General features: G+C 63.4%; 23 protein-coding genes. 8 read left to right on the forward strand and 15 right to left on the reverse strand.

Going from position 1 to position 26516, the window contains the following annotated elements; translation table 11 throughout:
* Window positions 1-58: 58 nt before the first annotated feature.
* The gene (locus J2S53_RS15590; RefSeq protein ID WP_456241585.1) at window positions 59-1426 is read left to right on the forward strand and encodes a hypothetical protein; all 1368 of its coding nucleotides are present in this window, start codon (window positions 59-61) and stop codon (window positions 1424-1426) included.
* A gap of 1751 nt (window positions 1427-3177) precedes the next feature.
* Entirely contained in the window at window positions 3178-3327 is a 150-nt protein-coding gene (locus J2S53_RS15595; protein WP_456241586.1) for a hypothetical protein, read from the forward strand.
* Window positions 3328-3705: 378 nt separating this feature from the next.
* Here the strand turns inward: J2S53_RS15595 and J2S53_RS15600 are convergent, their stop codons facing one another.
* The 12 genes from J2S53_RS15600 to J2S53_RS15655 all read right to left on the reverse strand — a co-directional run bounded on the left by J2S53_RS15600 (window position 3706) and on the right by J2S53_RS15655 (window position 18019).
* On the reverse strand, window positions 3706-4908 hold the full coding sequence (locus J2S53_RS15600; RefSeq protein ID WP_456241587.1) for a DNA adenine methylase: 1203 nt from the start codon (window positions 4906-4908) through the stop codon (window positions 3706-3708).
* Window positions 4909-4949: 41 nt separating this feature from the next.
* Window positions 4950-5636: a hypothetical protein gene (locus tag J2S53_RS15605; protein WP_456241588.1), complete on the reverse strand. Its 687-nt coding sequence runs from the start codon at window positions 5634-5636 to the stop codon at window positions 4950-4952.
* A 726-nt stretch (window positions 5637-6362) separates the two neighbouring features.
* Window positions 6363-8366, reverse strand: a complete 2004-nt coding sequence (locus J2S53_RS15610) for an ATP-binding protein (protein WP_456241589.1) — start codon at window positions 8364-8366, stop codon at window positions 6363-6365.
* A gap of 718 nt (window positions 8367-9084) precedes the next feature.
* A complete protein-coding gene (locus J2S53_RS15615) occupies window positions 9085-9279 on the reverse strand; it encodes a hypothetical protein (RefSeq protein WP_456241590.1) in 195 nt (64 codons plus the stop codon).
* A gap of 363 nt (window positions 9280-9642) precedes the next feature.
* The gene (locus J2S53_RS15620) at window positions 9643-10686 is read right to left on the reverse strand and encodes a S66 family peptidase (RefSeq protein WP_456241591.1); all 1044 of its coding nucleotides are present in this window, start codon (window positions 10684-10686) and stop codon (window positions 9643-9645) included.
* A 120-nt stretch (window positions 10687-10806) separates the two neighbouring features.
* Window positions 10807-11337 (reverse strand): DUF3558 family protein, encoded by a 531-nt coding sequence (locus J2S53_RS15625; RefSeq protein ID WP_456241592.1) that lies wholly within the window; start codon window positions 11335-11337, stop codon window positions 10807-10809.
* Window positions 11334-11822 (reverse strand): hypothetical protein, encoded by a 489-nt coding sequence (locus tag J2S53_RS15630; protein WP_456241593.1) that lies wholly within the window; start codon window positions 11820-11822, stop codon window positions 11334-11336. Before J2S53_RS15630 ends, J2S53_RS15625 begins: the two co-directional genes overlap by 4 nt.
* Window positions 11823-11836: 14 nt before the next feature.
* Window positions 11837-12748: a hypothetical protein gene (locus J2S53_RS15635; RefSeq protein ID WP_456241594.1), complete on the reverse strand. Its 912-nt coding sequence runs from the start codon at window positions 12746-12748 to the stop codon at window positions 11837-11839.
* The gene (locus J2S53_RS15640; protein WP_456241595.1) at window positions 12745-13119 is read right to left on the reverse strand and encodes a hypothetical protein; all 375 of its coding nucleotides are present in this window, start codon (window positions 13117-13119) and stop codon (window positions 12745-12747) included. The genes J2S53_RS15635 and J2S53_RS15640 overlap by 4 nt, the downstream gene beginning before the upstream one ends.
* A 134-nt stretch (window positions 13120-13253) precedes the next feature.
* Window positions 13254-15221: an alkyl/aryl-sulfatase gene (locus J2S53_RS15645; RefSeq protein WP_456241596.1), complete on the reverse strand. Its 1968-nt coding sequence runs from the start codon at window positions 15219-15221 to the stop codon at window positions 13254-13256.
* Window positions 15211-16392, reverse strand: coding sequence for an acyl-CoA dehydrogenase family protein (locus tag J2S53_RS15650; protein WP_456241597.1), 1182 nt, complete (start codon window positions 16390-16392; stop codon window positions 15211-15213). The genes J2S53_RS15645 and J2S53_RS15650 overlap by 11 nt, the downstream gene beginning before the upstream one ends.
* 19 nt (window positions 16393-16411) lie before the next feature.
* Complete coding sequence (locus tag J2S53_RS15655) at window positions 16412-18019, reverse strand: AMP-binding protein (protein ID WP_456241598.1); 1608 nt, start codon at window positions 18017-18019, stop codon at window positions 16412-16414.
* A gap of 152 nt (window positions 18020-18171) precedes the next feature.
* On the opposite strand from J2S53_RS15655, the gene J2S53_RS15660 reads away from it, so the two are divergent.
* The 5 genes from J2S53_RS15660 (at window position 18172) to J2S53_RS15680 (ending at window position 22576) form a co-directional block, all read left to right on the forward strand.
* Window positions 18172-18768 carry a TetR/AcrR family transcriptional regulator gene (locus J2S53_RS15660; RefSeq protein WP_456241599.1) on the forward strand — a complete coding sequence of 199 codons (597 nt, stop codon included), beginning with the start codon at window positions 18172-18174 and terminating at the stop codon, window positions 18766-18768.
* 218 nt (window positions 18769-18986) lie between these two features.
* Complete coding sequence (locus J2S53_RS15665; RefSeq protein WP_456241600.1) at window positions 18987-20432, forward strand: MFS transporter; 1446 nt, start codon at window positions 18987-18989, stop codon at window positions 20430-20432.
* Between the two features lie 96 nt (window positions 20433-20528).
* Complete coding sequence (locus tag J2S53_RS15670; RefSeq protein WP_456241601.1) at window positions 20529-20993, forward strand: GNAT family N-acetyltransferase; 465 nt, start codon at window positions 20529-20531, stop codon at window positions 20991-20993.
* Between the two features lie 117 nt (window positions 20994-21110).
* Window positions 21111-21770, forward strand: coding sequence for a DUF1326 domain-containing protein (locus J2S53_RS15675; RefSeq protein WP_456241602.1), 660 nt, complete (start codon window positions 21111-21113; stop codon window positions 21768-21770).
* A 41-nt stretch (window positions 21771-21811) separates the two neighbouring features.
* Complete coding sequence (locus J2S53_RS15680) at window positions 21812-22576, forward strand: DUF2182 domain-containing protein (RefSeq protein ID WP_456241603.1); 765 nt, start codon at window positions 21812-21814, stop codon at window positions 22574-22576.
* 18 nt (window positions 22577-22594) lie between these two features.
* On the opposite strand, the gene J2S53_RS15685 is transcribed toward J2S53_RS15680, so the two are convergent.
* On the reverse strand, window positions 22595-23239 hold the full coding sequence (locus tag J2S53_RS15685; RefSeq protein ID WP_456241604.1) for a TetR/AcrR family transcriptional regulator: 645 nt from the start codon (window positions 23237-23239) through the stop codon (window positions 22595-22597).
* 59 nt (window positions 23240-23298) lie between these two features.
* On the opposite strand from J2S53_RS15685, the gene J2S53_RS15690 reads away from it, so the two are divergent.
* The gene (locus tag J2S53_RS15690; RefSeq protein WP_456241605.1) at window positions 23299-24531 is read left to right on the forward strand and encodes an oxygenase MpaB family protein; all 1233 of its coding nucleotides are present in this window, start codon (window positions 23299-23301) and stop codon (window positions 24529-24531) included.
* 9 nt (window positions 24532-24540) lie between these two features.
* On the opposite strand, the gene J2S53_RS15695 is transcribed toward J2S53_RS15690, so the two are convergent.
* Both J2S53_RS15695 and J2S53_RS15700 read right to left on the reverse strand, forming a co-directional pair.
* Window positions 24541-25461 (reverse strand): DNA-processing protein DprA, encoded by a 921-nt coding sequence (locus J2S53_RS15695; protein ID WP_456241606.1) that lies wholly within the window; start codon window positions 25459-25461, stop codon window positions 24541-24543.
* Window positions 25462-25551: 90 nt separating this feature from the next.
* Window positions 25552-26352 carry an SDR family oxidoreductase gene (locus tag J2S53_RS15700; protein WP_456241607.1) on the reverse strand — a complete coding sequence of 267 codons (801 nt, stop codon included), beginning with the start codon at window positions 26350-26352 and terminating at the stop codon, window positions 25552-25554.
* Between the last annotated feature and the right edge of the window lie 164 nt (window positions 26353-26516).

Raw genomic sequence — 26516 nt, forward strand, 5'->3', positions numbered from 1 at the left:
AAATAAAAATCACTTCAAATTTATCAAGGTTCCCATAACAGATTGTCGGCACGCACACATGAACGACTCAGCAACGCCGAAGATAGACGAACAATTTTTCCTTTTTATCGGAAGCACCGAGACCCCCGAAGCCACAAGCAAACTAAAGACAGTGGGTACCCGATACAAGAGAAAAAGACTCGACTCGGGACCCGACAACTGGGACAAAATTAACCTTCTACTCGAATCCCCATTCCTCAAAGGCGCCATTATCAAACTAAGCGCCCGAACATGGGAGATGTTCACCTCCGAGATGCATGCAAAACAAATCGCAAGATTACTCGGAAATCTTGAACATACGCCGCATGTAGTTTTTGCCCACGACTCCATTCTTAAACAAACAACCCCCAAAAGCCACACAGAAAAAGAACCCGAATTTGACGAAGACTTCATATTTTTATTTGACCATGATCCAATTGACCCTCCCTCCGAAGCCGACATAGAACATGTGCGCAACCTTTTTAATAACTACGAGATTAACCTGATTCCATATAACACAAACGCAGAGCTTGGAACATTCGCAAGACGGTTCGTTGACGATAATGACAAACATCTGCTTTTCCGTGTTTATATACCTAGCGGAAAAATGTGGTCCAGTGAGGCCGACAAGCTCCTAAATCTATTCCGCGACTGGATTTCGCGAATCAAAAGGAAAAGCATACGACAGGATGGGTACGCTACATCAAACGGCGAAGTCTATGAGTTCTTCAGCGACGACCGCAATGAATTGAACTCCCTTTCAGGCGAACTAAGTGAATTTTCGGACTTTCTTGACCTATGCATCAAGGATCCTGCTGCCGCCAGTACCATACTAGAGGGGAACCACATAGATCCCACAAAGAGCTCTCAGATTATTGAAAAATACGCAAAAGAAGCGCGGCGAATCGAGGTTGATCTTCGGCAAGCACGAGAAACCAAACTTTTGAGCATAAGGCACCGCCTCGAGTCGGAATTTATTAACTCCGATCAAGATCTAAACGAAGCTCTAGATATGGCTAACTCTATGGTTCCTTCTAGAGCATCCATCAGGGACAGCAGTGTGATTAGCCACACTCTTCCGGCGCAAAACACTTCATCGCCTAACAACGTTACTATCAATCAAATATTCGGATCAGTTCAGCACTTAGTTTCAGGTGAGCTAAATGGCACTACAAACTACGGCACCCAGGCCAACGAATTGCTCGAACTCATAGATAAACTGTCACCCTCCAACAAGCCGGAACTTGAAACAGCAGTACATGAAATCGAGGATCAAGATGCGAGCGACGAAGACAGGAGAACGGCAGGAAACAAAATAAAAGGATTTCTATTCTTAGCCAAAGACCGAATTACAGAGATAGCTTATTCCACTCTTCAAGCTTACATTGAAAGCAAGCTTGGCATTTAACCAAACTACCAATAATACCCAATCAAAAAGTCAAAAACCCGAAGCCAGAATATTGATCAAAGCCAGGTATCAGCTAACGATTGGAAGATTCCTTGAAACAAGGGATTCCTGCTCCTAGGCCAGACATATCAAAGCGAAACAACACCGGAATTCCCTATTGTATTAAATCGGCACTGTTGCCAGATAGTTGACTCTGAGTAAATTAGAAAGATCGATAAAGGAGCAGATCCACACATTAACTCATCTCCACTATATCTGCCTAGGTTCGTATCGCGACTCACAATACTCAAATATCATGATCGGACCGCTGAGTAAGCTACGGTCAAGCTCGGATGGTCACCGGTCAGATCATATGTACTGTCAGGTGCTCCCAAAGTCAGATAGAACAGCCCTCAACGGGGTTGCCGAATTACGCTCTACGGAATCAAGGCGCGCCGCCTGCGGCGGCGCGCTCCGGACGGCTTGGCATGGCGCTTGCGCGTGCGGCCTGGCGGCCGTTCGCGCGCCAGCCAGCCGCCCGGAGACGGCGGAGGAGAAGCGCGGCGTTCGAGAGGCAACGGCGTGCTGTCAGCCGTTGCCTCGTAATCCGTCCGCGTCGATCGCCGTGTCTGCCGCAGCCGTGTACCGCTGAGCCCGGCGATCGCTGCCGCGCCTGTGGACATCGGGGCTCGTTGACCGAGCCGCGCTGACCACAGTCTTGCCACCAAGCCTGAAACGGCTTCTCATGTCGGTCGGCCCTCATATGCTCCCAAGCATGAGCGACACTTCCACCACGCCAGACCAACCCGACGAGGCCGTTCAACTCTATTCCAGCGGGAACGCACCGGAACACCTGAAGACACAGCGCCAGCTCGCAGCAGAGCACGAGAAGGTGCCCGGCGGACCTGTCCGAGGAGTCTTGCTCGTGGGAGGCGGGACTCCGTTGTTCGACGTCAACGAAGCTGTAGAAGCAGGCAAAGCCACGTAGCTGCCCGGGCCACACGCGGGCCATTAAGGGCGGTCAACCACGGTCAATGACGGTCACCACTGGCCACCTTGCGCCGCAGGTCAGGAGTCGTGCGCGGAGACGAGTATCGGATTCCCAAGCTGAGAACGCGGGTTCGATCCCCGTCACCCGCTCCAACGGTGAAGGCCCAGGCCAGGAACTTCCGGGTTCCGCCTGGGCCTTCACCGTGTCGGGGCGTTCAACGGGGTCAACAACATGGGGCGCCCCATTACCTTCCTGATGCTGTATCCATGCTCAACACGCGTCAGCCTCTCTGTGCTGTCGGCCCGCTCGCGCTGTGTGCGATCCGCGCTCAGGGCGCGTGCAGCCGCCCTTCGGACAACGTATTGCTCGTTCAGGAGCGGGGTGGCCACGTGCTGAAATCATCCTGGCGACTCGCGTCCATCTTAAGGTGGTTCCATGAACCGCTCATCCACCAGCGAGAAGAGGCCCAGTACGGCGCCAGGCTTCAGCGAAAGATTGAGGAAAAACCGTTCGGACACGACGAGGTCGACAACACGGTCTCGCCGCAGCGCAGCTCCGACCCGATGAACCCGAGCAGGCTGTCTGAGCCTATGCGATGGCTGACAGAGAACAGCGAGAACGGCCAGTGGGCCATGGAGTGCACCGGGCTCGGCCTGAACCTCGTCAGCGGCAACTACGAGTTTGCCGGCCTGATCATCATCCACTCAAGGAGTTCTGGCAGCGGTTCGGCGGTCAGATCGAGGCCAACTGGGAGTCCGGCAAGCTCCGGCAGTTATCCAGTATGGGCCGCGAGCTACTCACCGAGCTGTCGGCCGACGTGGCTTGGAGCAACGAGGGGCTGTTCGCGTTCCTACAGGGACTTCGGTGGCTGTCCGAGCTGGACAGCTCGCGGATCAACGCTCCCGCGATCAAATGGGAGATCCAGTCATGACCGACCAATGGTACACCGGAAACGCGGCCGACGATGGAGACGAGCGTTGCTGCTGGATTCTCGGCAACTCCATCGCCGTCACTATCCGCTGGCCGTCACTGCCGAGCTGAGCGGCAGCAGCGTCGCGAGCAGCGCCGAGCCCTCTGCCTTGACCCGACTTACCTGGAGCGGGTCAAGTTCGTAAGTGCGTATTGTTCGTCTGTTTCAAGTTCGTACGGACCTACGCAGAAGTGCAAAGCCAACAGACTCGCCACTCAGCATCGGCGTCCATTGCTACCCTAAACGCGCGTGTTGCCAAAACTCCACTTGTCTCGTCAAGGGTGGCCCCTTCGGACCGCCTGCCTGCGCCGCCCGGCGAGAATCACCCGTCCGCCGCGCCTACGGAAGACGCAACTGGTCGTCGACTGGAACAGTCGAAGGCGGCAAGGTTGTGATCAACAACTCTTCCGCCGACCGTTTTCCGACTTTGCCCGCCGCCGAATATCGGGTAGAGACAATGCGTTTACTAATTCGCCAACGCTTCACTCCAAGTAGCCAACGATCCTGTTCTAATGGTGTCATGCGCGCATTCGCATAGAGCCAAGGGTTTGTTGTAAGGGCAGGATGGTTGTCATAGCTCAGGAGCCACCTGAACTGCGCCTTCGTACGTAGGTAATCAGCGAGTTTGAGATGGAGGGTACCGTCCATGGGCCGCGCGGAACCGAGCCCGTCACCACCATAGCCGCCCTGCGGGTCAAACGATGTCCGATACAGTAGCGAAGATTTCTCAATGTAGGGAGGGTCCAAATACGCAACAACGCGCGACGGAAGTAATTGCGGGTAGTGCTCTGGAACGTCAGCAAGTGTCCGCCGCCAGTCCTTACACCAGACATCGACAAGCCGCCCGCTATCGTATAGATGACCAACGTAAGCAATCCGCTCCTCTAGTGCGTTTGGGTTCCACCGACACCCGATCGGGTAGGCGCTGCTCTGGGCTCTCCCACCGATGGGACCCGCTTTACCATGAAGGATTCCCGAAAAGGTCGTTCGGTTTAGGAAGAGGCACTGTATGGCGGTAGCTAGACGTCGATTCCGATGCTTCATTTGGCGCTCAGGCTCCCAGGCCCTCCAGTAGTCCCAACGTGCGACGGCGTCGCTCCCACCTTTGCGAATATAGGTCGTCCACTCGTCGTGCATGCGATCGATCAGCCGTTCGGTATCGTCAGCTGCCGTTTGCCAAAAAGCCGTTACAAGAGGATCGCCGTCAGCCAACAGGATTCGGTCCACTGTGCCATCACCGATCATGCGCAATGAGGCCGACGCTCCGCCAGCAAAGGGTTCGACCAGCAGGTTGATCTCAGGAACTTCGCGGGAGGCAGTCGCCGAGGTGATCACACGAGAGAGGATCGGTGAGAGCGACGATTTGGCACCTGGGTAACGCAACGGCGATTGGTAGCGACCATGGGCGAGATCGTGCGAGACGGCTTGAAGGCTCCGAACGAGTGGCCTCTCCTGATCGTTGATCGTAGGCGTGGAACCGAATACCTCGGCCGCGCCCGCCAGATTCGCATCAGTCTCGGTCGACGGCGTCAGTGTGGGCATGCTAGTATTCCGGTGGATGAGACAGGGGCGGTGTGCACGGTCTACCTCTTGAAGTAAGTCGGAGGCTGAACAGCCTGCATGTCGAGGTTAAGACCCGGTACATTCTGTTGCGCCATCATCGTCAGAACCGATCTCCCAACGCCGAGCGGGAGCGCAGCCGCGGAGTGGGCGAGCGCAACGGGGATCACGGCGTGCTGGTACATCCTAGTCCGCAGTGCGTCAAGGACTTCACAGATCACTCGGAGCGAGGGGTAAGCATCCCAACCCTCGATCTCAGAATCGCCTTCATACGGCAGTAGCCCCGGACTGGGCAGCACACTTATGACGAGTGGATCACCAGTTTTAGTGCGGTAAATAAAGCGGCGACCGTAAAATTCATCGATGCCGTATTGGTTTGTTTCGGGCCTGCCTGATATTCGATTGATGTAGTCATTTGTTAATCGCATCACGTGACCTGGTGGAATCAGATCTTGAATCTGCTCAGCATGCTCGACGAACGTTCCTGACTTCTCAATTCCCACCATTAGAGGCGCGGCGATACCCTGATTCATGCACCATTCACCGAGCTCCGCAAGATGTTCGTGAAAGCGGCGCTTCAGGGGAGCGAGAGGGCCAAAAAGAGCAAGCGGACCATCTGTAATAAACAACGTGTGTCGCAGAACTTCGGGAGCATTATCCGCGAAGAAGTTCAGGTAACATAGGGACATGAGTCTCTCGGACGCAGTCATGACCCGACCCAACGGTGTGAAATTGGATCCTTCGTCGCTATATTCCTCATGAGTGCGTAGCGCATCGGCCAGATACAGAGGTTCATTGCACGCGGGGCAATTCCCCCCATCCTTGCGAACTGTTAAAGTCAAACCGGTCGATGCTTTTAGGTTGCAACCCGGACAGACTCGAAGAGTGAGCTCAGTGGCCGGTACACCACGCGTCCCATGCAGAGTCAGCAAGCCATCAGCGAGGGTCATCTCGGTACTTGAGTCAAATCGCGCACGCTGAAGAAACGCGTCTAGTTCGGCTCGCCAAGTGTCGACCCCGCTCATGCCTGGTTGCGCGAGTTGTGATCCAGGAAGGGCTGCGTGGAAAGCATACTCGGTATGAGACTGCCTGACCATGCGAGGATCAATATACCTCATAGTCGAAAGGGACCGGAAGACATCTAGCCGAACCATGGATCCAGCTACACGAAGATAGCCCACCTTGACTGTGGGGTGTTCTCGTGTGGCTTCAACCTCGGTATCAGAACCATCCACCGTGATTGAGAAGTCGATGTCATTGGGATCGCTAACAAGCGGTAGATCGTCGGTAGCGATACAGAGATCCTCGATGTCGTCCTTGCTCCTGGGGCGACTACTGGTAATCTCCCAGCGTTGTAGCGCATCCTTGACCGTCTGATTTCGAACCGTATCTACATGTCCGAGCCGAGAGGCTTTTTCTCCGGAGTATGGCATCCCTTACTCGCCCTCAACATGGAAATCATAACTGGTCAAACCTGCTGCATTACGTGCGAGGTTAACCATTTCGTGGTCGAACTTCGCAATCTGCACAGGGATGATGTATTTACCTGAGTAGGTTTTCATGCGGACGAAACCAACGTCCTCGGCACGAATCAGGCTGGAGGCCCACACCTTAAAATCGTAGTAGTGCGCCAACTCCTTGGTCTCGAAGTCAGAGTTGAGGTGCGCAACTAGCCAATTTGATGTGTTCGATAAGATGCGCTTGTCAACAGAGGTGACTTCCTGAGTCGCATAGATGAGGCCCATCTTATACTTAGCTGCCTCTTTAGAGAGCCTCACCCACGGGTCGTCAGCTACTTCACGCCCGCCGCGTTCGAATAAATTATGTGCCTCCTCAACGACGATCTGCATACGCACCGGTTTTTCATCTGAGCGGAAACGTTCTCCCGCTTGATTCAGGAGATGTGTCACGATACGTTCGGACATAACTTTACCGACGATATCGTTGCCGCTCGACAGATCGACAATAGAAAGACGACCAGCAAGCATGTCTTTCCATAGCGACTCTGCAACATCTCCCACCGATTGGGAGGAGTGAAACGGGCGTATTGAACTTATTGCGGACGTTATCCCAGTATAATTATAAACTCCATATATATCGGCAAATCGACAGTTTTCATCGTGCCACTTTGGGAATTCGTCTGGTTGTTTGCCCACCCAGTTGGCAAGAGCAAGTGCTGCGCCAGGTGACGGAACTTTGTACTTCCCTGCTCCGGCTTTCGTAAGCTGGTTTGGGTTCTTTTTTAGGAACTCCTGCGCCTTATCCTCGGACAACGCGATTCGAAGATCTTGTGGCAGCGTTGATGATTCGAAACCGCACTTTTTTAGCAGGCCATAGAAACCGACGAGCGCCCATCCCCATCGACTGTGTGCACTATGATCATTGCGATCGGGCTCGGTGAGGTCTGCCGCCCGGAAGCGCTTAGCATAGTTTGTGTTAACCGAAACCGAGGCATCGCTAACAAGTCCCCAGGCTGCATCTAGAACGTCTCGATCATAAAAATTCAGGCGCAGCGATTTCTCGCGAGAATCAGAGTTATCTGGATATACCTTGTATATTCTGACAGTGTTATCATCATCGCCAAGTAGGCGGAGACCAGTCCCATCCTGATCGTTGACGTTGGCGTACTCCCCTTGCGGGTCAAAGATCAACTGACCGATTGACTGGCTGTGTTCTGACCCATAGCGATGGACAGCAGTGACCAGGGTTTTAATTGTGTTGGACTTTCCCGTGCGCGTCATGCCAAATACTGCGGTCTTGCGACTGATGAAGTCGGCTACGTCAATCCGTACATCTGCCTTGTCGGTTCCAGCGACCAGGGCCTTACGACGGGTGGCAGAGAATCGGACCTTGCCGATCGCGAGCGCATCGCGAGAATTAGCGGGCTCGGGGTAGGACGCGAGCCAGGAGAGAACCTCGGTCGAAGGCAAGAATACCTGATATCGCGCAGACACGAGAACGTTGTCGATATCAGCGCCGTACTCGATCGTGGCGTCGCGCGCGTCGGATTCCGTGTAAAAGGTGCCGAGTACCTCGCAATCGAAGGCGGACTGCTGTAACTCGTTGCGGGTCAAATCATCTGTGACGTCGTCGAAGCTAACACCCGATGCAGCTGCATCACGAACTACGGCGAGCCGAGTCTGGACCAGCTCAGACTCGTTCGGGAGGTCGGCAGTGCTGCGCACGCGCAACAAGATAACTTCTTGATCTTCGAGGACAAAGCCTGATTCGGTGTTCTCCCCAGCCACGGCGAGCAGGAAGCCACCCCTTGGCACACCGCCTGCTGCTTGCTTCTTGAAGTCATCAGTCAGGACCACCGCGGAGTCATAATCTAGGCGGAAGATGCCGCCGACGGGGATACATCCCTTGTTGACCAGGGCAGTCAGTGGCTTTCGCAGCTGTGTGGTGGTCTGAACCGCGTCTGCAATCCCCGCGCTCATGCATCTCCCGTCTGTGCAGCATGTGCCCTGACTCTCCCCACGAAAGTATCACCAGGCACCGATAAGTCTGATGGCTTGTCGCACTAGGTTATGCTGTCGTTACTCGCTGAGAGTTGAGGCGCTCACCTCGCTTTATACACTGCTGACGCACAGCGTCGAAGGTCTGCAACTGTCAGGTAAGATCCCTGTTTCTGCCGCACAAGTTCGGGAACGAGCACGGCCTGGGGTTGACGACGAGCGGTCAACCCGAGATCGATCCAGCCAACAACATCCCAACAACATTGGGCGGTCAAACAGGGGCAACGCCGGACAACACGTGTACACCCGCATCGCAGGTCAAAACGGCTGTCCTGACATGTCCGTCGGATTCCCAAGCTGAGAACGCGGGTTCGATTCCCGTCACCCGCTCCAACGGTGAAGGCCCAGGCCAGGAATTTCCGGGTTCCGCCTGGGCCTTTTTCGTGCGCGGGGGTTGGCGGCTTCCGGCAGTGGGCCCCGGCGCGGCTACGCGCCGAAGCTCGTCGGTCGGCTACCCCGGAAGCGGCTTTCAGTCCGCGAGAGGCGAGGACTCCGGCTGGATCGCGAGCTCGGAAACCGCAGTGTCCACGGTTTCCTTGAGCCGCAACAGGTTGGTGCGGCTCATCGTGAGCACGATCGGGGCGAGCCGCACTGACTACAACCTTGCCACACATCAACCGTGTCACCAACCGGGATCTCGCTACGGGTGACGGGCTCGGTTGTCGCAGTGCTTGCAGCGTTGATTCGCCCGGAGCTCGACGTTGGCGCCGGCGTTCGCGGCGATGACGTCGCCGTTTCCGATGCGCTCCCAGGCACGCGGCACGTCGCGGATCTCTCCCCAGCTGGAGAAATCGGGATGGTCACCCTTGTGGAAGCAGCCGGGAATATGCGCCATCCCCGCCGGGCTGATGAGGATCAGAGCAGGCGCGGGCTGCCCGGCAGGCTTGGGTTTCCGAGTGTGTTCACACTGCCCGACAGGCAGATCGCATCGCTCGCAGCGAGACTCACCAGACGACATGGCCCCATAGTGCGCTTCCAGGCATGACCTTGTGTGCCATTCGCGGTGATCTGTTCCATTCTGACCAGGCTCGCGGTGAGCTTCCGGGCCACACGCGGGCCACTAAGCTCGCTCGACCCCGGTCAATGACGCTCCCAGCGGGCCACCTCGAACCGCAGGACTGGAGCCAAGCGCGAACACGAGTATCGGCTTGCCGAGCAGGAATCCGCAGGCGCCGCCTCTCGCTCGTGCGCGCACGGCTCAGCCGTAGTCGGCGAACAGCCGTCCGTTCACGCCGTCGACCGTCATGAAGCCGCCGTAGGGGACGATCCACTGTGGTCTGGTGTGTCCGCAGGGCGGGCCGACCACGACGACCGCGTCCGGGTTGTAGGCGTGCACCACGGAAATCGCGGTGTCGCGCTGCTCCGCTCGGTTCTCCCGCCGCTGCTCGGCCGTGGGACGCACGGTGAAGTTCGAGGTCGGCGGACGGGCGACGACTACCGCGTCAACCGCACGCAGGATCCCGCGTTCCCCGAGGGAACGGAGGATCCAACCGAACTCCCGCGCGGGGATCAATTCCTCCGAGGACTCCAGGAGCAGCACACCTCCGTCGAGTACGGCCGGATCAACCGGAAAACGCCCGGCCGTGAGGAGCCACTGCAGCACCTCGACGCACCCGCCCCAAGTCCTGCCGGTGCGGGATTCGGCAGGACCGGCCCAGGTCCAGGACTCGGTCGGCTCGCGCTCGCCGAATTCGCCGAGTGCGCGGGGATCGTTCCAGTCATGCCCGATGTCCTCGGACTCACCCGGCTCGGTGAGCTCGATGCGTTCGCCGGTGAGCAGCGCGGCCCGCAGCGACCGCTCGTGGATCGGATCGACGTGTGGTCCCGGACCCAGCTGAACCTGGGTCGAGCCGCCGTAGTAACCGGGCACCCCGAGCGTCCAGAGCCGATTCAGCAGGTTCGTGTTGTCGCTGTACCCGAGCAAGGGTTTGGGATCGTTGGCGACGAGTTCGGCGTCCAGGTGCGGCACGACCGTGATCTGGTCCTCCCCACCACTCGTGGTCAGCACCGCCCGGATCTCCGGATCGGCGAAGGCAGCGTTGAGGTCCGCCGCGCGTTCGCGCGCGGTGGCGTCGAGCTTCCGAGTGGTCGGAAACTCGACGGGCACGAGACCCGTGATGTCCCGCAGCCGTCGCAACGCCTGCTCGTGCACGGCGGAACCGACCGCGGGAGCAGCGAAGGACGGCGACAGCACAGCGATCCTGTCGCCGGGCCGGGCCTTCCGGGGGTGGACGAACGCCATGTGACCGACTCTAGGAGTGCTGTCACCTCGTTTCCCGCAGCGGTGACGCGGGCTCACATCCGGACGATTCAGCACGCCCCTCGGAATGCGACCGGTGCTCGGCGCACAGCCACGAACAACTCAGGCCGCGAGCGTCCGCATCGCGGCCTCCGCGAACCGACGAGCCGTGGTGCAGGTCGACGGATCCTCATCACTGTAGGACTGATCAACCTCGACTCGCAGCGACTGCCCACCGGCCACATCGACATACACCCTGCATCTGCCATCCGGCTTCGGGCGTTCGGTTTCATACCACACCTTGATCGTACGAAATCCCTGAATCCGGGAACCTTCCTCGGATCTCGCACGATCAAAAGGAGGATCAGTCCACCGGCCGATGCCGTGATTCGTTACAGTACTCACGTATATACTATTCCCAGTACTGATACTGTAAAAGCAGGTACTACCTTCGGTATCGATCCCGGGAACGGAATCAGCCTTCTGCACTTCCTGAGTTATCCGCATCCCTTGCAGCGACTCGCTGTTGATCAGGTCGCACGGCTTCACATCACTCACCGACAACTCCCTGGGACGGTCCGACGAACCACACGCCGAGACCACCCCCAACCCCACCAACAACACGGCAGCAACACGTAACGCCCGCCCGATCATCCGAAATACCTCAGCTTCAACTCGGTCGCCCTCGCCTGGTAATCCTGCACCAACCGGGTAGCCGCCTCGACCACCCGCGCGGCGAACTCCTCCTCCCGCAGTTCGCGCAGGCTGCCGCGCTTGATCCGCGCGGTGAACTCGTCCATGCCCACGGCCGACAACGCGAAGCGGCCGTCGCTCGACTCGCCGTGAGACTTCACCGCACGGGACTCCGCCTGGAAATCGGAGTCGTGCTGATCACGCGGCTCGATGTCCAGGTTGGTCCAGCTGATCGCGTCCTGATACTGCCGCTGCCACCCCGCGTACAACAGCCGCGCCATACTCGCCAGCGCCCGCTCCAGAGCGCGCTCGTCGGCGAACTCGTACACGCTCTCGCCGAACGAGAGCGAGAACTCGGTGCGGTTGCGCAACTCGGCGTGAACGTCCATCCCCGGGGCGCTCGCCCGTACCCGGATGTTGTCCAGCCGCTCGGCCAGCTCGCCCACTGCTCTCACTCCTCCTAGTCGTGACCGCCGACGCCCTTGTCGCTGGTGAGTACACTGCCCGACATGCCCGCGAGCTTCGGCCGCGCCGAGACGAACGGGGAATCCGATTTGTTCTGCCGATCGACCTCACCGGCGTAATCGTTCAGCGCCTTGGTGATCTTGCCCTGTTCCTTACGGATATACGTGGTGGCCTCACCGATCGTCTCCTTCATGGAGTTGATGACCTGCTCCGCCGAACCGCCGCTCTTTTTCACCACCTCGTAGCCCTTCTGCGCCGCGCCTCCCACGGCGGAGGCGGCGCCCACCGCCGCGAAGGCCACCGAGGCACCGCCGGTGAACGGGATGGCCCCGATCGCTGCCACCGCACCGGCCACCGACAGCGTGAAGGAGATGTCGCTCTTGCCGCAGCTGGCCACGTTGTCCAATCCAGCAAGAGTGTCGTCTGCAATTTTTTCGATATCTTTTCTAGTTTTTTCCCAAACCTCCTGATCCGCCTCGACCGCACCTTTCATAATCCCCAGCACCAGGAACTGGTTGCTCGCGATGGCGGGGAACGGGTCGAGGAAGTTGGCCTTGAACGCGTGAGCGGCCCTCCCACTCCAGTCGTTCAGGTCATCGGCCGCCGTCTCGATCGACCGCAGGTCCTCGTTCGCACCGATGGAGTCCCCGCTGATGGGGTCCCTCATCTGCGCACCGTTCGACAGAGAGCTCATGGCACCGTGCAGCTGATCGATGATCCCCTGGTAGTTCCCCGGATCCGGAATTCGGGTGAACGGTTCGAACAGGGGTGTCGCGCAGTCCTGGTACTTCTCCTTGATCCTGCCGTAGTCGGGCCTGCCGCCGTACTGGGCCAGCTGGCGGTATTCCGCGTCGACGGCGCCTTCCTCGATCTCTTTCGCCTTGGACATCAGCTCGTCGAAACTCATGAGTTCCCCTCCGGCTTCGGGGTGCCCTGCTCCTCCATCAACCGATCCAGCTCGTCCGAAACTCCTTGATCGGCCTCCGCGTACATCCGCACGGTCTCGTGCAACGCGTCCGCGGTCTCGTCCAGGCTGGTTTTGGTCGACTTCAGCACGCCGGTGATCGCGCCGTGCAGCTGGCCGTACGCCTGGGCCATCGAACCGCCCGAACCCTGGAACTGCTCCGGCACGCCGGACAAGCCGTTCACCGCGCCCTGTGCGTCCTCGCACTGGCCGAGCGCCTTGTCGTAGACCCCGGACACCGTGGGCAAGTAGTCCTTGGCGACCTTCTCCAGGCGGTACAGGTCGACGCCGAAACCCGATCCGCTGCCCGTCATGTTCGCTCCTCGTATCGGCTACAACCAGGGCAAGCTACCAGCCGAACGAGCGCTGCCTGGCCCATTCGCGGAACTCAGCCCGAAACCCAGCCGAGCAATGGAAGCCGGCAGTACACAGCGGAACGTGCCGGGAATCAGCGACCGGTCTCCGGATCGCCGGTGTCCACGGGCGTGACCACGGGGAAGTCCCGCCTGGGCTGCTCGACGAGGTCCGCGAGCGTTTCGAGGGCCGCGAGGTCGCCCTCGACGTGCACAGCACCGTTGACCACGTGCTCCCGGAAGTCGGCCGGGCGCGCGGCGATCCGGTTCAGCACGGCCCGGGGCAGCCGCAGCGTCAGTCCGGGTGCCGAGCCCGGCACGGGATTGCTCTCGTCGTGCACGAGCGCCCCGTTGGACAGCACCGTGTGGCGCCGGACGTTCTCGTCCTCGACCTCCCACACGATGTGCGCCCGGCCGCGCGCGGCCCGGGGGCCGTTCACCCGAACCGCGATGCTGTCGAAGAGCTGCGGCAGGCTCAGTGCTGCCAGCATGCCGCCGCCTCCCGAACGCGGCTGCGCGGCGGGTCCTCCCGTCCGGAGTTCGGCCGCCGCTGTCAGGAAGAAGTTGCGCCACGTGGCGTTCTCCGCGCCGTAGCCGAGCTGCTCCAGCGCGTCCGCCTGCAGCAGTCGCGCCCGCTCGTTGTCGGGTTCGGTGTGGACGACGTGGTTGACCACCTCGACGACCCACCGGTAGTCGCCTTCCGAGTAGCTCCGCTCGGCCATGCGCAGAACGTGCCCGGAGCCGCCCATGAAACGCACGTACCGGGTGGCGGCAGCGGTGGGTGGATGCGGCCACAGGTTGGCGGGGTTGCCGTCGAACCAGCCGACGTAGCGCTGGTAGACGGCCTTGACGTTGTGGCTGGTCGAGCCGTAGTAGCCGCGTGCGTGCCAGCTGTCCCGCAACGTCTCGGGCAGTTCCAGAGTCTCGGCGATCTCCGCGGGTCCGAGTCCCCGGTTCATCAGCCGGAGGGTCTGGTCGTGCAGGTAGGTGTAGAGGTCGCGCTGCAGCCCGAGGAACCGCACGATCCGTTCGGAGCCCCAGGTGGGCCAGTTGTGTCCCGCGAAGAGCACTTCCGAATCCGCGCCGAACAGCCGGATGGTCTCGGTGAGCGCCCGCGCCCAGGCGCGGGCGTCGCGCACCGGGGCGCCGCGCAGTGTCCCCAGGTTGTGCTGGGTGTGGGTGGCGGTCTCGGCCACGCACAGCGCGGCGAAGTCGGGGAGGTGGAAGTTCAGCTCGGCCGGGGCCTCGGTGTCGGCGACCAGCTGGAAGACCATCCGCACCCCGTCGACGATGTGCTGCTGCCCCGTCCGTTCGATGTGGACGTTCGGCCGGACCAGGCTCACCCGCCCGGAGGACGTGCCCAGCCCGAGCCCCACCCCCACCTGGCCACGTGGGCCGGTGGGCAAGCCGGAGCCGTACATGAAACCGGCGCGCCGCGACATCACCGGACCGGCGTAGACGTTCTCGTCCACGGCGTGCTCGGTGAAGCCCTCGGGCGCGATGACCTCGACATCCGCGAGTTCGCGGGCGCCGGAAGCGGTGAGCCCGAGCACCCCGCCGAAGTGGTCGACGTGGTTGTGGGTGAACACCACACCGGTGATCGGCCGGGGCCCCCGATGCCGCTGGTACAGCTCGAACGCCGCGCGAGCGGTCTCCACGCTGATCAGCGGATCCACCACGACGACGCCGCGTTCCCCCTCGACGAGGGTCATGTTGGACAGGTCGAAGCCGCGCACCTGGTAGACACCGGGCACGACCTCGAACAGCCCGGCCCTCGCCAGCAGCCGCGCCTGGCGCCACAGCGAGGGGTGCACCGAGTCCGGCGGTTCGGCTTCGAGGAAGCGGTACCGCTCGAAGTCCCACACGGTGCGCCCCTCGTCGTCGGTGACGGTGCGCTGCTCGGGCTCGGCCAGCAGTCCCCGCTCGGCGTCGGCGAGGTCCTCCCGGTTCGACCACGGCAGTGTCCCGGCCGCGCGACGGTGCGCGGCGATCACGTGTTCGCTGGGCGGCTTCGGCGCGCGCTCCGGAGAACGGCTCCCCTGCGTGGACTGCTCAGTGCTCAAGTCGGGCCAGGCCTTTCGCGATGCCGTTGCGCTGGATCTCGGAGGTTCCGGTCAGCACGCGGAACATCCGGATCTTCCGGAACAGGTGCTCGATCTCGCTGCCCTGCGTGAGCCCCTCCTTGCCGTGGATCTGCACGGCCTCGTCCGCGATTCGGAAGGCCGACTCCGCGACGAACAGCTTGCACATGAACGCTTCCGTTCGGACGTCCGCGCCGTTGTCCAGCGCCCGCAGCGCCTCGTAGGTCATGGAGCGCGCGGCGTAGAACTCGGCGGCCATGTCCGCCAGCTTGTGCTGGATGGCCTGCAGTTCCAGCAGTGTCTGTCCATTGGCGACCTTCCGCGTCAGCGCCCGTTGTCGCGTGAGCGAGATGACGCGGCGGGTCGCGCCGAGCACGGTGGGGCAGTGCAACAACCTGTTGGTGGTCACGCGGCCGAGCGCGATGCGCATGCCCTCGCCCTCCGCGCCGAGCAGGTTCGCGGCTGGCACGAAGCAGTCCCGCAGCACGACGTCGCTCTCGATGTGCTCCCCGGACATCGGGGTATCACCGTCGAGCACGGTGCAGCCGGGGCTGTCCAGGTCGACGAGGAACGCGGAGAAGGAGTTCTCGGTGTCGTTCATGCGCGCGACGACGACGGCGAAGTCCGCGAAGGGACCCGCCGAGCTGAACACCTTGTGCCCGGTGATCCGGTAGCCGTCCCTCTCCGGCACCGCGGTCGTGCTCATCGAGCGGACGTCGGAGCCCGCTTCCTTCTCCGTCAGCGAGAAGCAGCAGGCCCGTTCCGCGCGCACCACGGGAAGCAGGTACTCCCGCAGCTGGTGCTCGGTCGCGTGCCGGAGCACGTCCCCGGCGCGCAGCGGACCGCCCATGTCGCCGAGCACGCTGTGGCCGAGCAGCCGTTCGCTGGCGCCCACCTCCTCCTTGAGCGCGGCGAGCGCCGTGAAGCTCAGCGCCTGACCGCCGTACTCGGTGGGCAGGTGTATGCCGTAGAAGCCGAGTTCACGGCTGCGCCGCCACACCGGTTCCAGGTCGGCACGGGTGAGTCGCCCCTCACGGGTGATGCCGCGGTGGTGCTCGTACTCGGCGAGCTCCCCCTCCAGGTAGTCCCGCAGCCGCTCGACCAGCGCGGACAGTTCGGTGTCGCCGTAGTCGGGACGCAGTGAGAATGTCATGCTCGCTCTCCTGTTCCGCTCAGTTGACCCGACGTTCCGCCGCGGCCCAGTACGGTTCGCGCACCGCCTTGCGGTCGGTCTTGCCGTTGCGGTTCCGGGGGAGTTCGGGCAGGAAGTCGACCGATCGTGGTTTCTTGAACCGGTCGAGGTGCTCGGCGCAGAACTCGATCAGCTCGTCGGCGCTCGGATCGTGGCCCGCGCGCGGGACCACCACCGCCTTGACGGCCTCGCCCCACTTCTCGTCGGGAACACCGACCACGCACACCTCGCCGACCGAGGGGTGTTCGTGCAGGGCGGCCTCCACCTCGGTGCAGTAGATGTTGAACCCGCCGGAGATGATCATGTCCTTCTTGCGGTCCACGATGAACAGGTAGCCGTCCTCGCGCATCCAGGCGAGATCGCCGGTGTGCACCCAGCCGTCGCGGAAGGTGCGTGCGGACAGCTCGGGCTCGTTCCAGTACCCGGGCACGCAGTCGGGACCGCGGGCGACGATCTCGCCGATCTCGCCCGGGGGGAGTTCCGCGCCGTGCTCGTCCACGACGCGGATCTCCGTGTCGTAGGCGGCGCGGCCGCAGGAGCGCAGCAGTTCGGGGTCCTCGGTGGTGGCCGCCGCGATCTCCTCGCTGGTCAGGCCGGTTATCACGCTGGTGGTCTCGGCCAGGCCGTATCCCTGCGCCACCACGGGGCCGAACAGGGTGACGGCCTCCCGCAGCGTTCGCGGTGAGACCGGTGCGCCTCCGACGCGGACACTGGTCAGGCTGGACAGATCGCGCTCCGCCGCTCGGGGGTGTTCGAGCACCATGCCGAGCATGGCGGGCACGAGGAAGGTGGCGGTGATGCGCTCCCGCTCCACCGTGTCCAGGAACGATTCCGGACTCCACGCTGGCAGGATGTGTGTGGTACTGCCGCCGAAGACTCCGCTGAGCAACCCCATCCCGGTGGCGTGGGTGATCGGTCCGCACGCCAGGTAGCGGGTGTCGCCTCCGGGGCGGGAATCCCCGCTCATCAGCTGCTTGCGCATGTTGGCCAGCCGGTTGCCGAAGGTCTGCACGGCGGCCTTGAGCGTGCCGGTGGAGCCGGAGGTGAAGTTCAGCACCGCGACCTCGTCCGGATCGACCTCGACGGCCACGGGATCGGCGCTTCCCTCGGCGATGAGCTGCTCGTAGGACCACACTCCGGTTGCCGGAGTGGTTTCCGGGATGGTTCCCGCCGTGTCGGGGGTGTCACCGGGATCGTCGTCGAGCTGGACGGGGACGCACCCGTTACCGGCGTCCGAGACGGCGTCGAGCGCGACCTGCCGGTGCGCCGCGTCGAAGACGAGGACCCGCACCGACGCGTCCCGCAGGATGTGTCCGATCTCGTCCCGGCCGAGACGCGCGTTGATCGGAACGCGGGTCGTTCCCGCCTTGTAGAGGCCGAACTCGACCTCGACCAGCTCGCCGCGGTTCCACGCCAGTGCGGCCACCGCCTCGCCCCTGCCCACGCCGAGAGCTCCGGCGAGCGCGGCGGCCAGCCGGTTGGCCCGGTCCTCGAACTCCCGGTAGGTCCAGTCGCGATCACCGCAGACCAGCGCCGGCCTGTCCGGCCAGTACCGGGCGCTGCGGCTCAGGTACGTGCCAAGGTTCATCGACACCACCACTCTCGTTAAAAGACATTCTGAATATTTTCATACACTCTGTTCAGAAACAGTGCGGCTGTCAAGCTTTCCTACACTGGTCCGGCTGTGCGCGGCGTCCCGACGTGGAGTCGCCGCGCGGACGACGGGGACGAGAGGAACCGATGGCCGAGGACAGGCGCACCAAGCGAACCCGGCGCGCACTCAGCGACGCACTGGTGGCGCTGGTGCTGGAACGCGGCTTCACCGCGATCACCGTGGAGGACATAGCCGAACGCGCCGACGCGGCGCGCGCCACCTTCTACAGCCACTTCCAGGGCAAGGAGGACCTGTTCAGCAGAGTGACCTCCGACCTGGTGACGGAACTGGCCGAACGGATGCAGCCGGCCGTCACCGAGAGCGCGATCGGCTTCACCGGCAAACCACTGCTCGAACTGCTGCGGCACGCCAGGGACGAGCGGGACAGATACCGGATCGTGCTGCGCGGGGAAGGCGACGGCAAACCGCTGCAGATGTTCACCGACTCGCTGGCGCGGGCCACGAGCGAGCAGTTCCGGCTGCGCGCCGAACGCAACGGGGTCACCCCGCGCATCGACTCCGAGCTGCTGGCCCGGGTGTGGGTCGGCGAGCAACTCGCCGTACTGCGCTGGTGGGTCGAGCACGACGCTCCGCCGATGCCCGCCGAGGAGGTCACCCGGATGCTGCTCGAACTCGCCGTGCACGGCCGCTACTGGGCCAGCGGGTTCGACACCCCCACCTGAACCGGCTACGACCGGGAAAAACGCGGAGAACTCGACCCCGGCCGCGCACCGGCACCGAAGGTGGTCCCGAGATCGGTGCTCGTTCATCGCCGGATCCGCACCTCTTGAACCAACGGGCAATGCGCTCTACAGTCATGTGCGCGTCGTCACTTAATGGACAAACTGTCCAATAACGGTGCTGGAAGTTCCGCGCACCGTGGTTCAGTAAGGAGCGGCCGATGACCGCATCAGCCCGGGGTCCCTCCGCGGCCGAGTTGCTCGCCCGGCTCGATCGTCTTCCCCAGTCGAAACCGCACCGCCGACTCATGCTGCAGGGCGGGATGGGACACCTCTTCGAGGCATACGACGGGGTGCTGCTCGGCTACGCGGCATCGGCCGTGGTGACGATCTGGGCACTGGACTCCACTGTGGCCGGATGGCTGCTGGCGTCGGTGTTCATCGGCTACCTGATCGGCTCGCTGCTGGCCGGAGTGCTCGCGGACTGGATCGGGCGCCGTCGGGTGCTGATGTACGCGCTGTTCGTCTACGTGGTGTTCACGCTGCTGGCGGCCACGGCCTCCGGCCCCGGGGAGCTGATCCTGTGGCGCGTGCTGAGCGGCATCGGGATCGGGGCCGAGGCCACGACGATCGTGCCCTACATCTCGGAGTTCCTGCCGCGCCGCAACCGGGGTCGCAGCATCGGCAGGACGATGATGTTCCTCGGCGTCGGCCACGCGCTCGCCGGGTTGACGGCGGTCCTGGTGATCAGCCCCCAGCCGGAACCGGGCTGGCGGATCGCCTGCCTGAGCGGTGCGCTGCCGGTGCTGCTCCTGCTGTGGTGGCGCCGGACGATGGTGGAGTCACCGCGGTTCCTGATCGACAAGGGACGTATCGACGAGGCCCGGGAGATCGTCGAGCGGATCGAGCGGGAGACCGCCGAAGCCGGGGACGCGGTACCCGCGCCACCGGAGAAAGGAGCCATCGGAAGCGAAGGGGCCGGGGGAGGCGAGGACGAGCGCTCGTACCACGGGACCAACCCGCTCCGCCGCATGGCGGCGCTGTGGGGTCCGGGAATGGCGCGGCGTAGCACGGTGGTGTGCCTGCTGTGGTTCGCCTTTCAAGCCGCGCAGTACGGCTACGGAACCTGGCTGCCCACCCTGCTCGTGCTGAAGGGCTTCACGATCTCCACGAGCTTCGCCTTCGCGATGGCGGGAGCGGTCGCCCAGATTCCCGGTTACTACCTGGCGGCGTCGATCAGCGAACGCCTGGATCGCAAGTGGACGATCGTGATCTTCCTGATGGGCAGTGTCGGTTGCGCGGCGGCACTCGGCACGGCCGGTGACGCGACGAGCATCTTCTGCTTCAACATCGCGCTGTCGTTCTGCATGAACGGGGTGGCGTCACCGCTCTACGCCTACACGACGGAGATCTACCCGACGGGGATCCGGACGAGCGGTATGGGCATGGCCAGCGCGATGGCACGGGTCGGAGCGATCCTGGCGCCCGTGGTGATCGGTTACGTCCAGGCGGATCTCGGTTTCGGCGGGGTGTTCGCGATGCTCTGCGGCCTGCTGTTCTTCGGTTCCGTGATACTCGCGGTGTTCGGTCTGCGCACGGCGGGACGAAGCCTCGAAGGTCTGGAGGCGCCCGGGCGCTCCCGGCCCGGCGATTTCGCGAGAAATTGACAGCGCGGTGGCGCGACGACCGACCGTCGCGCTTCACAACCCACGACATCCGACGAGAGGGCTGAATTGTCGAGACCACCGAACAGCGGGATCACCGTGTCCGCGGCAGACGTCGAAGCGCCGGAAAGCGTGGTTCTGCTGCGCGAGTACTTCGCGGAGATGACCGCCCGCTATATCGGTAGGCGGCCCACCGACTCCGAGATCGAATCGGCGATGGCCGAGGATCCGAGCGCCGACCTTTCGGGCGATACCGGACGCTTCCTCGTAGCGCGCGAGAACGGACGCGCGGTGGGCTGTGTCGGTCTCCGGCACCACGACGAGCACACCGGGGAACTCACCAGGATGTTCGTGGTCGAGCCGAGCAGGGGACAAGGCTTGGGCGTGTCGCTGCTGCGCGCCGCCGAGCGAACCGCCGTGGAGCTGGGTATGCGGGCGATCCGGCTCGACACTCGCGGCGACCTGGTGGAAGCCCGGAAGCTCTACGCGGCCAACGGCTACGAGGAGATCGAACCGTACTCCGACGCGCTGTACGCGGACCACTGGTTCGAGAAACGGCTGTGAGCCAGGGCCGCTCGCACATTCCCAGGGGAAATACCGCGCACCGCGTATTGACAGCCGCCCTCGCCAGGAGCGGAAACTGCGGGTGAGTAGTCCGCCACGAAGGCTGGTGAGACGATCATGACTACTTCGACCATTCAGAACTGGCATCTCAAGGGCGTGTGGTTCGACGCGTGCAAGTGCGCGATCCCCTGCCCCTGCTCGTTCGCCCAACCTCCCACCTACGGTGACTGCAGCGGCATCCTGCTCTGGCACGTCAGCGAGGGCAATTACGGCGACACCGCGCTGGACGGGCTCAACGTCACGATGCTCGGCTCCTTCACCGGAAACCCCTGGGAAGGAACCCACACCGACCCTTACGCCGCCGTGTTCATCGACGAGCGCGGCGACGAGGACCAGCGGCAGGCCCTGCAACTGATCTTCGGCGGCGAGGCCGGCGGCTGGCCCGCCGAGTTCGGCGCGATGTTCGGCCCGGAGATCCTCGGCATGGAGTTCTCCCCCATCGAAGCATCGTTCGAGGAGAACTTCGCCCGGTGGAGCGTGCGCGTACCCGGCAGGGCCGAGGCGGAAGTGGAGGCGCTGACCGGCCCCACGACGAGCGAGGGGAGCCTGGTGGAGGTCCACAACCTGCCCGGTGCCGAAGTCGGGCCCGGCCAACCACCCGCCGTCTGGGGCAAAGCCGTCAGCGACCACGCCGACGCCTTCGGGTTCCAGTGGGACCGGTCCGGTTACTCCAGCAAGCTCATCCCCTTCGAGTGGTCGGGACCGGACGCGAAGTGACGAGCCGGGCCGGGTCTCGTGGTTTCCCGGGACCGGGTTGGTTGTCCGGAACGGAAGTCCTGCTGGCGGTCGTGCTGCTCGTCTTCACCGCGCTGGCCTGGCTGCTGACGCACAACCTGGCCACGCCGGGGATGCGACTGGGCATCCTGACCGGGATGCGGCCGATGGCCCCTTCCGGTTTCGAATGGACCCGGTTCGGATTCTTCCTGTTCACCTGGCTGATCATGATGACGGCGATGATGCTGCCCGGCATCACGCCGTTCACCATCGGCGTGAGCAGACTGCTCCGGAACCGACGCGCGGGCACTGGCAGCGTCCCGGCACTGGTCATCGGCTACCTGCTCGCGTGGCTGCTGACGGGGCTGGCGGCCTACGCGTGCCTGCGTGCCTTCGACGCGCTGGCGATGGCGGGCAGCGCGACGGCGGCACGTTCGGGAGCCGGCGTGCTGGTGGCTGCCGGGCTGTTCCAGTTCACCCCGCTGAAGCAGTGGTGCCTGGTGCACTGCCGGTCACCGATGGCACTGCTGATGCGGCACGGGCAGCGGGCTGTCCGCAGCAGACGCGGTGCGCTGCTGGTGGGTTGCGGGCACGGTGCCTATTGCATCGGCTGCTGCTGGGCCCTGATGGTCGTGCTGCTGGCCGCGGGCATGATGAGCCTCGTCTGGATGGCCGGTGTCACCGCCGTGATCACCGTCGAGAAGGTACTGCCTTACGGCAGGCAGGCCAGTTACGCGGTCGGAGCGCTCCTGATCGGGGCCGGTCTCGTCCTGCTGGTCCTGCCCGGGCTGGTCGGCACGGTCGCGTAGCTCGCCGGTGCTCGGCGCTCAGTCGTTCCGCCGCTCGCCGAACTCGATCCGCTCCGCCAGATAACCGGTGATCAGCCTGGTCAGCTCCTCGACGAGGATTTCACGCGAAATCTCCGGCCGGTCCAGCACGTAGCTGATCGTCAGGTTCTCCACCGAACGCACCAGCACCCAGGCGATCGCGTCGACGGGTTCCGTCTCCCGATCGACGTTCAGCGACAGCAGCACCGTGGTCACCAGCTCGTCGATGCGGTTCCGGAAGTCGTGCCGGTGCGTGTCCGCGGTGGGCGGCAGCTGTTCGTAGAGCACCCGGATCAGCCCGGCGTTGTCCTCCAGCGCGTCGAGCAGTGCCAGCACGCTGCCGCGCACCCTCTCGCCGGGCGAGGGATGCACGAGATTGCCGACGAAAGCACGGGAAACGCGATTGCGCAGTCGATCCGTGTAGCGGTCGATGACCCTGCCCAGCACCGCGTGCTTGTCCGGGAAGTACTGGTACAGCGAGCCTGGGCTGATGCCCGCCCGATTCGCGATGCGGGCGGTGCTGGACCGCTCGTAGCCGTGTTCGAGCAGCACAGCGTATCCGGCGGTGATGATGCGTTCGACCATCGCGCGGGAACGCTCCTGAGTCGGTTCACGGCGCATCTGCCGCCGGGGCCCGGAAGTCATGCTCGCCTCCGACCAACGCGAATTGAATGCGAATAATTATTCGTGTCAATCTCCGCCGCATGATCGCACAGGAACCGCACGACGCACCGCGTTATCCGGGCCGGTTCTTCGGCGCACCGGAACGGGGAGAACGGATCGGGCGCGTGCTGCGAATAACCACCCGTACTCGCGAGCTCGACGAGGAGCTGCTCGACCGCATCGGACGCCGCATGTTCACCCGCGACGAGCTCGGCGCGGAACTGGTCCGGGCCATGCGGCGGGACACTCCGGACGGCGAGCGCGTGACGATGGCGTTGTTCCACCAGGCCCTCGACGGTGGGATCGCGAACGTTCCCGAAGCCCCCACCGCGCTGCGGAACTTCATCACCGAGGTGACCCGGACTCCGGAGTGGGTGGACTTCGAACTGGTCGAGCGCGGCGCACGCGCGATGCGCCGGATGGGGCGCAGCGCCGACGACGTGCTGCTGCAACTGTCGCTGATCGGCGGCTACCGCTTCGGCGGACCACCCGACCTGCTGGTGGAGACCGGCGGTCTGACCGGGGATACCGCGATGCGCAGGCTCGGAGAGACCAAGAAGTGGGCGACCGCGGTCTCGCGACCGGGTGGGATGCGGTTCGACGGTGAGGGGTTCAAACTCACCTTGCACGTCCGCGCGATGCACGCGCTGGTCAACGACCGGTTCGAACGCAACGGCCGGTGGGACACCCCGCGCTGGGGGCTGCCGATCAACCGGACTGACCAGGCCGCCACGCTCGGGCTGTTCAACAGCACCCTGCTGCTGGGGGTGCGGGCGCTGGGGTGGATCGTCACGCGCGAGGAGTCCCGCACGGTGATGCACCTGTGGAAGTACGTGGGGTGGCTGATGGGCGTCGACGAGGACTGGCTGTTCGACAGCGAGCGGGAGCAGAACGTGTTCAACTACCACGTGCTGCGTGCCCAGGACGACGTGACGCCCGCCGGAGCCGCGCTGTCGACAGCGCTGGTGGAGGGGCAACGCACGCTCGGCAACGGTCGGTTCGCGGGTGTGCGGGGTTACTACTCGCGGCTGCGGCTGCTGAGCATGTTGCGCTACTTCCTGGGCAAGCGCGATCTGCGCGACCTGGAGCTGCCGGTGACTCCGCCGTGGGTGATCCCGCAGATCATGGTGGGGAACGTGCTCAAGTCCGCACTGGTCGGCCGCACCCGAGCCGGTCGGAGGTACCTGGAGCGAGCGGGCGACCGCACCGTGGCGCGCGACCTCGACCGGACCTTCGGCTCCGCGCCGAAGCGGATCGGTGCGCTACCCGCGTGAACTTCGGCTTCATCGTGGTGCGGCGAGCAGTCGTTCCACCTGCTGTTTTCCGGAAACGATCTGCTCCACGGCGCTGACAGCGGCTCGAGGGCTGTCGACCACGAACACCCCGGGCTGTCCGCGCAGCGCGGCTCCCCAATCGGTTCCCCGGGTCACGGAATCCAGCAGAATGACAGGACGGCCGTGCTCCACGGCCGTACGTGCCTGGATACGAGCGCCGCTGTGCTCACCGGCCTCCACGACTATCGTCGCGATTCCGTACGCACTCATCGTGGCGTTGCGCATGGGAAAGGTGTGCTCGGCCGGTGGTGAATCGGGCCAGAACTGGGACAACACCATGCCCTCGCGGACGATTCGCTCCTGCAGCTCCCGATTCGCAGCCGGATAAACCCGCCGGATACCGTTTCCGATCACGGCGACGGTCCGACCGCCGCTCTCGAGAGCCGCCGTGTGCGCGGCGGTGTCGACCCCCGAAGCCAATCCGGAAAGCACGGTGAATCCGACCCCCACCAACCTGGCCGATATGTCGACGGCGGTGTCCAGCGCCTCCTGCGATGCCTTACGGGGTCCGATCACCGAAACCGCGTTCTCGCCGGGGACGAGCGTGCCGCGTACGAACACGAACGGTGGAAACTGGTTCACTTCCCTGAGCTGCTGCGGGTACTCGTCGTCCCGGAAAGTGATGAAGTCGAACTCGGCGGAGCGCCAGGCGGCTATGTCTTTCTTCGCGGACTCTGTCTCCGATTCGGCATCGTGGACTCCGCTTGTGGCTGGGCCGAAAAGGGTAGGCGCAGCACAGCGTTCCCAAATCGCGCGAGCGCTCCCGGAATCGGCCACGTCGGAGGCGATCCGCGACCACGTCGTGTTCTCCGGGCGTACACGAAGCAGGGCGAGCAACGCGGCCCGTTCCTCGTCGTCCCAGGAACCCATGTCCCGGACCCTAAAGCTGTCCGGCCTCGGACAATCATCGGTGCCACCGTTCGAAGTACAAGCTGTCTACCCTGCCCTGCCATCGACCTCTCACCGCACCCAGCGGCGGAAGCCCGCCTCGGCGTCGAGCACGTGTCCCGTGATCGTCGTGGCCCGCTCGTCGAGCAGCAGCTCGACCACGCCGGCTGCCTCCTCGGGGGTGTTCCAGCGCCCGCGCGGCAGCGCCCGGCCGACCGAGGCGGTCAGCTCCTCGGTGGCCCAGCCGGTGTCGGTCGGCCCCGGATTGACGCAGTTCACCGTGATGCCGCGCTCCACGAGCGCGTCCGAGAGTGTGGGGGTCAGCTGGTGCAGCGTGCCCTTGGTGGCCGCGTAGGGGATCTCGCCGCTCATCGGCGCCAGGTGCTGGCCGGAGGTGAACAGCACGACCCGACCCTCGTGCCGACCTTCCTCGTGTCCGTCTTCCCGGTATCGCCGCGCGAACTCCCGCACCAGCAGCAGACTCGCCCGGACGTTGACAGCCCAGCACAGATCCAGCTCGGCCGCGGACAGCGCGTCGAGGTCGAAATCGGAGCTGCGGGCGTGCGCCAGCACCAGGGTGTCCACGGAGCCGAACCGCTCGGTGGCTTGCCGCAGCAGCTCGCCCGGGGCCTCGGGCTCGGCGAGATCCAGCTCCACGTGGGAGAACGTCTCGCCGGTGCCGCCCAGCTCGGCGCGGAAATCCGGCGCAGCGGTCTCGGCCCCGCCGCTCAGCTCCAGCTCCGCGTCGTGCGGCGACCAGCCCTGGGCACAGACCCGCACGTCGGCTGAGAGCAGCCGCCGCGCGATCGCGAAGCCGATGCTCTGCCGCCGACTGACACCGGTGACCACCGCCGTACGTCCCGCCAACCCCATGCGGGGAGCCTCGCCGGGTACGGGCGTGGCGTCAACTGGATTTCCGGTGGCGCGTCGATTTCTCGCGAAATCCACGGCCGCCCGCGCCCCGGCTACGCCACAGCCCCGCCCCGGCGTAAATTTCTCGCGAAATCGCCGGGCCGGGAGGGCAGTCGCGGGGTCGC

This window comes from Actinopolyspora lacussalsi (assembly GCA_030803735.1).
GTDB classification, from domain to species: domain Bacteria; phylum Actinomycetota; class Actinomycetes; order Mycobacteriales; family Pseudonocardiaceae; genus Actinopolyspora; species Actinopolyspora lacussalsi.

What these genes read in the sequence shown, in the direction of transcription:
- J2S53_RS15660 (WP_456241599.1), top strand. Translation starts at nt 18,172, where the DNA reads ATGGCCGAGGACAGGCGCACCAAGCGAACCCGGCGCGCACTCAGCGAC.
- J2S53_RS15650 (WP_456241597.1), bottom strand. Translation starts at nt 16,392, where the DNA reads ATGACATTCTCACTGCGTCCCGACTACGGCGACACCGAACTGTCCGCG.
- J2S53_RS15655 (WP_456241598.1), bottom strand. Translation starts at nt 18,019, where the DNA reads ATGAACCTTGGCACGTACCTGAGCCGCAGCGCCCGGTACTGGCCGGAC.
- J2S53_RS15690 (WP_456241605.1), top strand. Translation starts at nt 23,299, where the DNA reads ATGATCGCACAGGAACCGCACGACGCACCGCGTTATCCGGGCCGGTTC.
- J2S53_RS15610 (WP_456241589.1), bottom strand. Translation starts at nt 8,366, where the DNA reads ATGAGCGCGGGGATTGCAGACGCGGTTCAGACCACCACACAGCTGCGA.
- J2S53_RS15685 (WP_456241604.1), bottom strand. Translation starts at nt 23,239, where the DNA reads ATGACTTCCGGGCCCCGGCGGCAGATGCGCCGTGAACCGACTCAGGAG.
- J2S53_RS15625 (WP_456241592.1), bottom strand. Translation starts at nt 11,337, where the DNA reads ATGATCGGGCGGGCGTTACGTGTTGCTGCCGTGTTGTTGGTGGGGTTG.
- J2S53_RS15665 (WP_456241600.1), top strand. Translation starts at nt 18,987, where the DNA reads ATGACCGCATCAGCCCGGGGTCCCTCCGCGGCCGAGTTGCTCGCCCGG.
- J2S53_RS15605 (WP_456241588.1), bottom strand. Translation starts at nt 5,636, where the DNA reads ATGACTGCGTCCGAGAGACTCATGTCCCTATGTTACCTGAACTTCTTC.
- J2S53_RS15675 (WP_456241602.1), top strand. Translation starts at nt 21,111, where the DNA reads ATGACTACTTCGACCATTCAGAACTGGCATCTCAAGGGCGTGTGGTTC.
- J2S53_RS15615 (WP_456241590.1), bottom strand. Translation starts at nt 9,279, where the DNA reads ATGGCGCATATTCCCGGCTGCTTCCACAAGGGTGACCATCCCGATTTC.
- J2S53_RS15600 (WP_456241587.1), bottom strand. Translation starts at nt 4,908, where the DNA reads ATGCCCACACTGACGCCGTCGACCGAGACTGATGCGAATCTGGCGGGC.
- J2S53_RS15635 (WP_456241594.1), bottom strand. Translation starts at nt 12,748, where the DNA reads ATGAGTTTCGACGAGCTGATGTCCAAGGCGAAAGAGATCGAGGAAGGC.
- J2S53_RS15595 (WP_456241586.1), top strand. Translation starts at nt 3,178, where the DNA reads ATGGGCCGCGAGCTACTCACCGAGCTGTCGGCCGACGTGGCTTGGAGC.
- J2S53_RS15590 (WP_456241585.1), top strand. Translation starts at nt 59, where the DNA reads ATGAACGACTCAGCAACGCCGAAGATAGACGAACAATTTTTCCTTTTT.
- J2S53_RS15695 (WP_456241606.1), bottom strand. Translation starts at nt 25,461, where the DNA reads ATGGGTTCCTGGGACGACGAGGAACGGGCCGCGTTGCTCGCCCTGCTT.
- J2S53_RS15640 (WP_456241595.1), bottom strand. Translation starts at nt 13,119, where the DNA reads ATGACGGGCAGCGGATCGGGTTTCGGCGTCGACCTGTACCGCCTGGAG.
- J2S53_RS15700 (WP_456241607.1), bottom strand. Translation starts at nt 26,352, where the DNA reads ATGGGGTTGGCGGGACGTACGGCGGTGGTCACCGGTGTCAGTCGGCGG.
- J2S53_RS15620 (WP_456241591.1), bottom strand. Translation starts at nt 10,686, where the DNA reads ATGGCGTTCGTCCACCCCCGGAAGGCCCGGCCCGGCGACAGGATCGCT.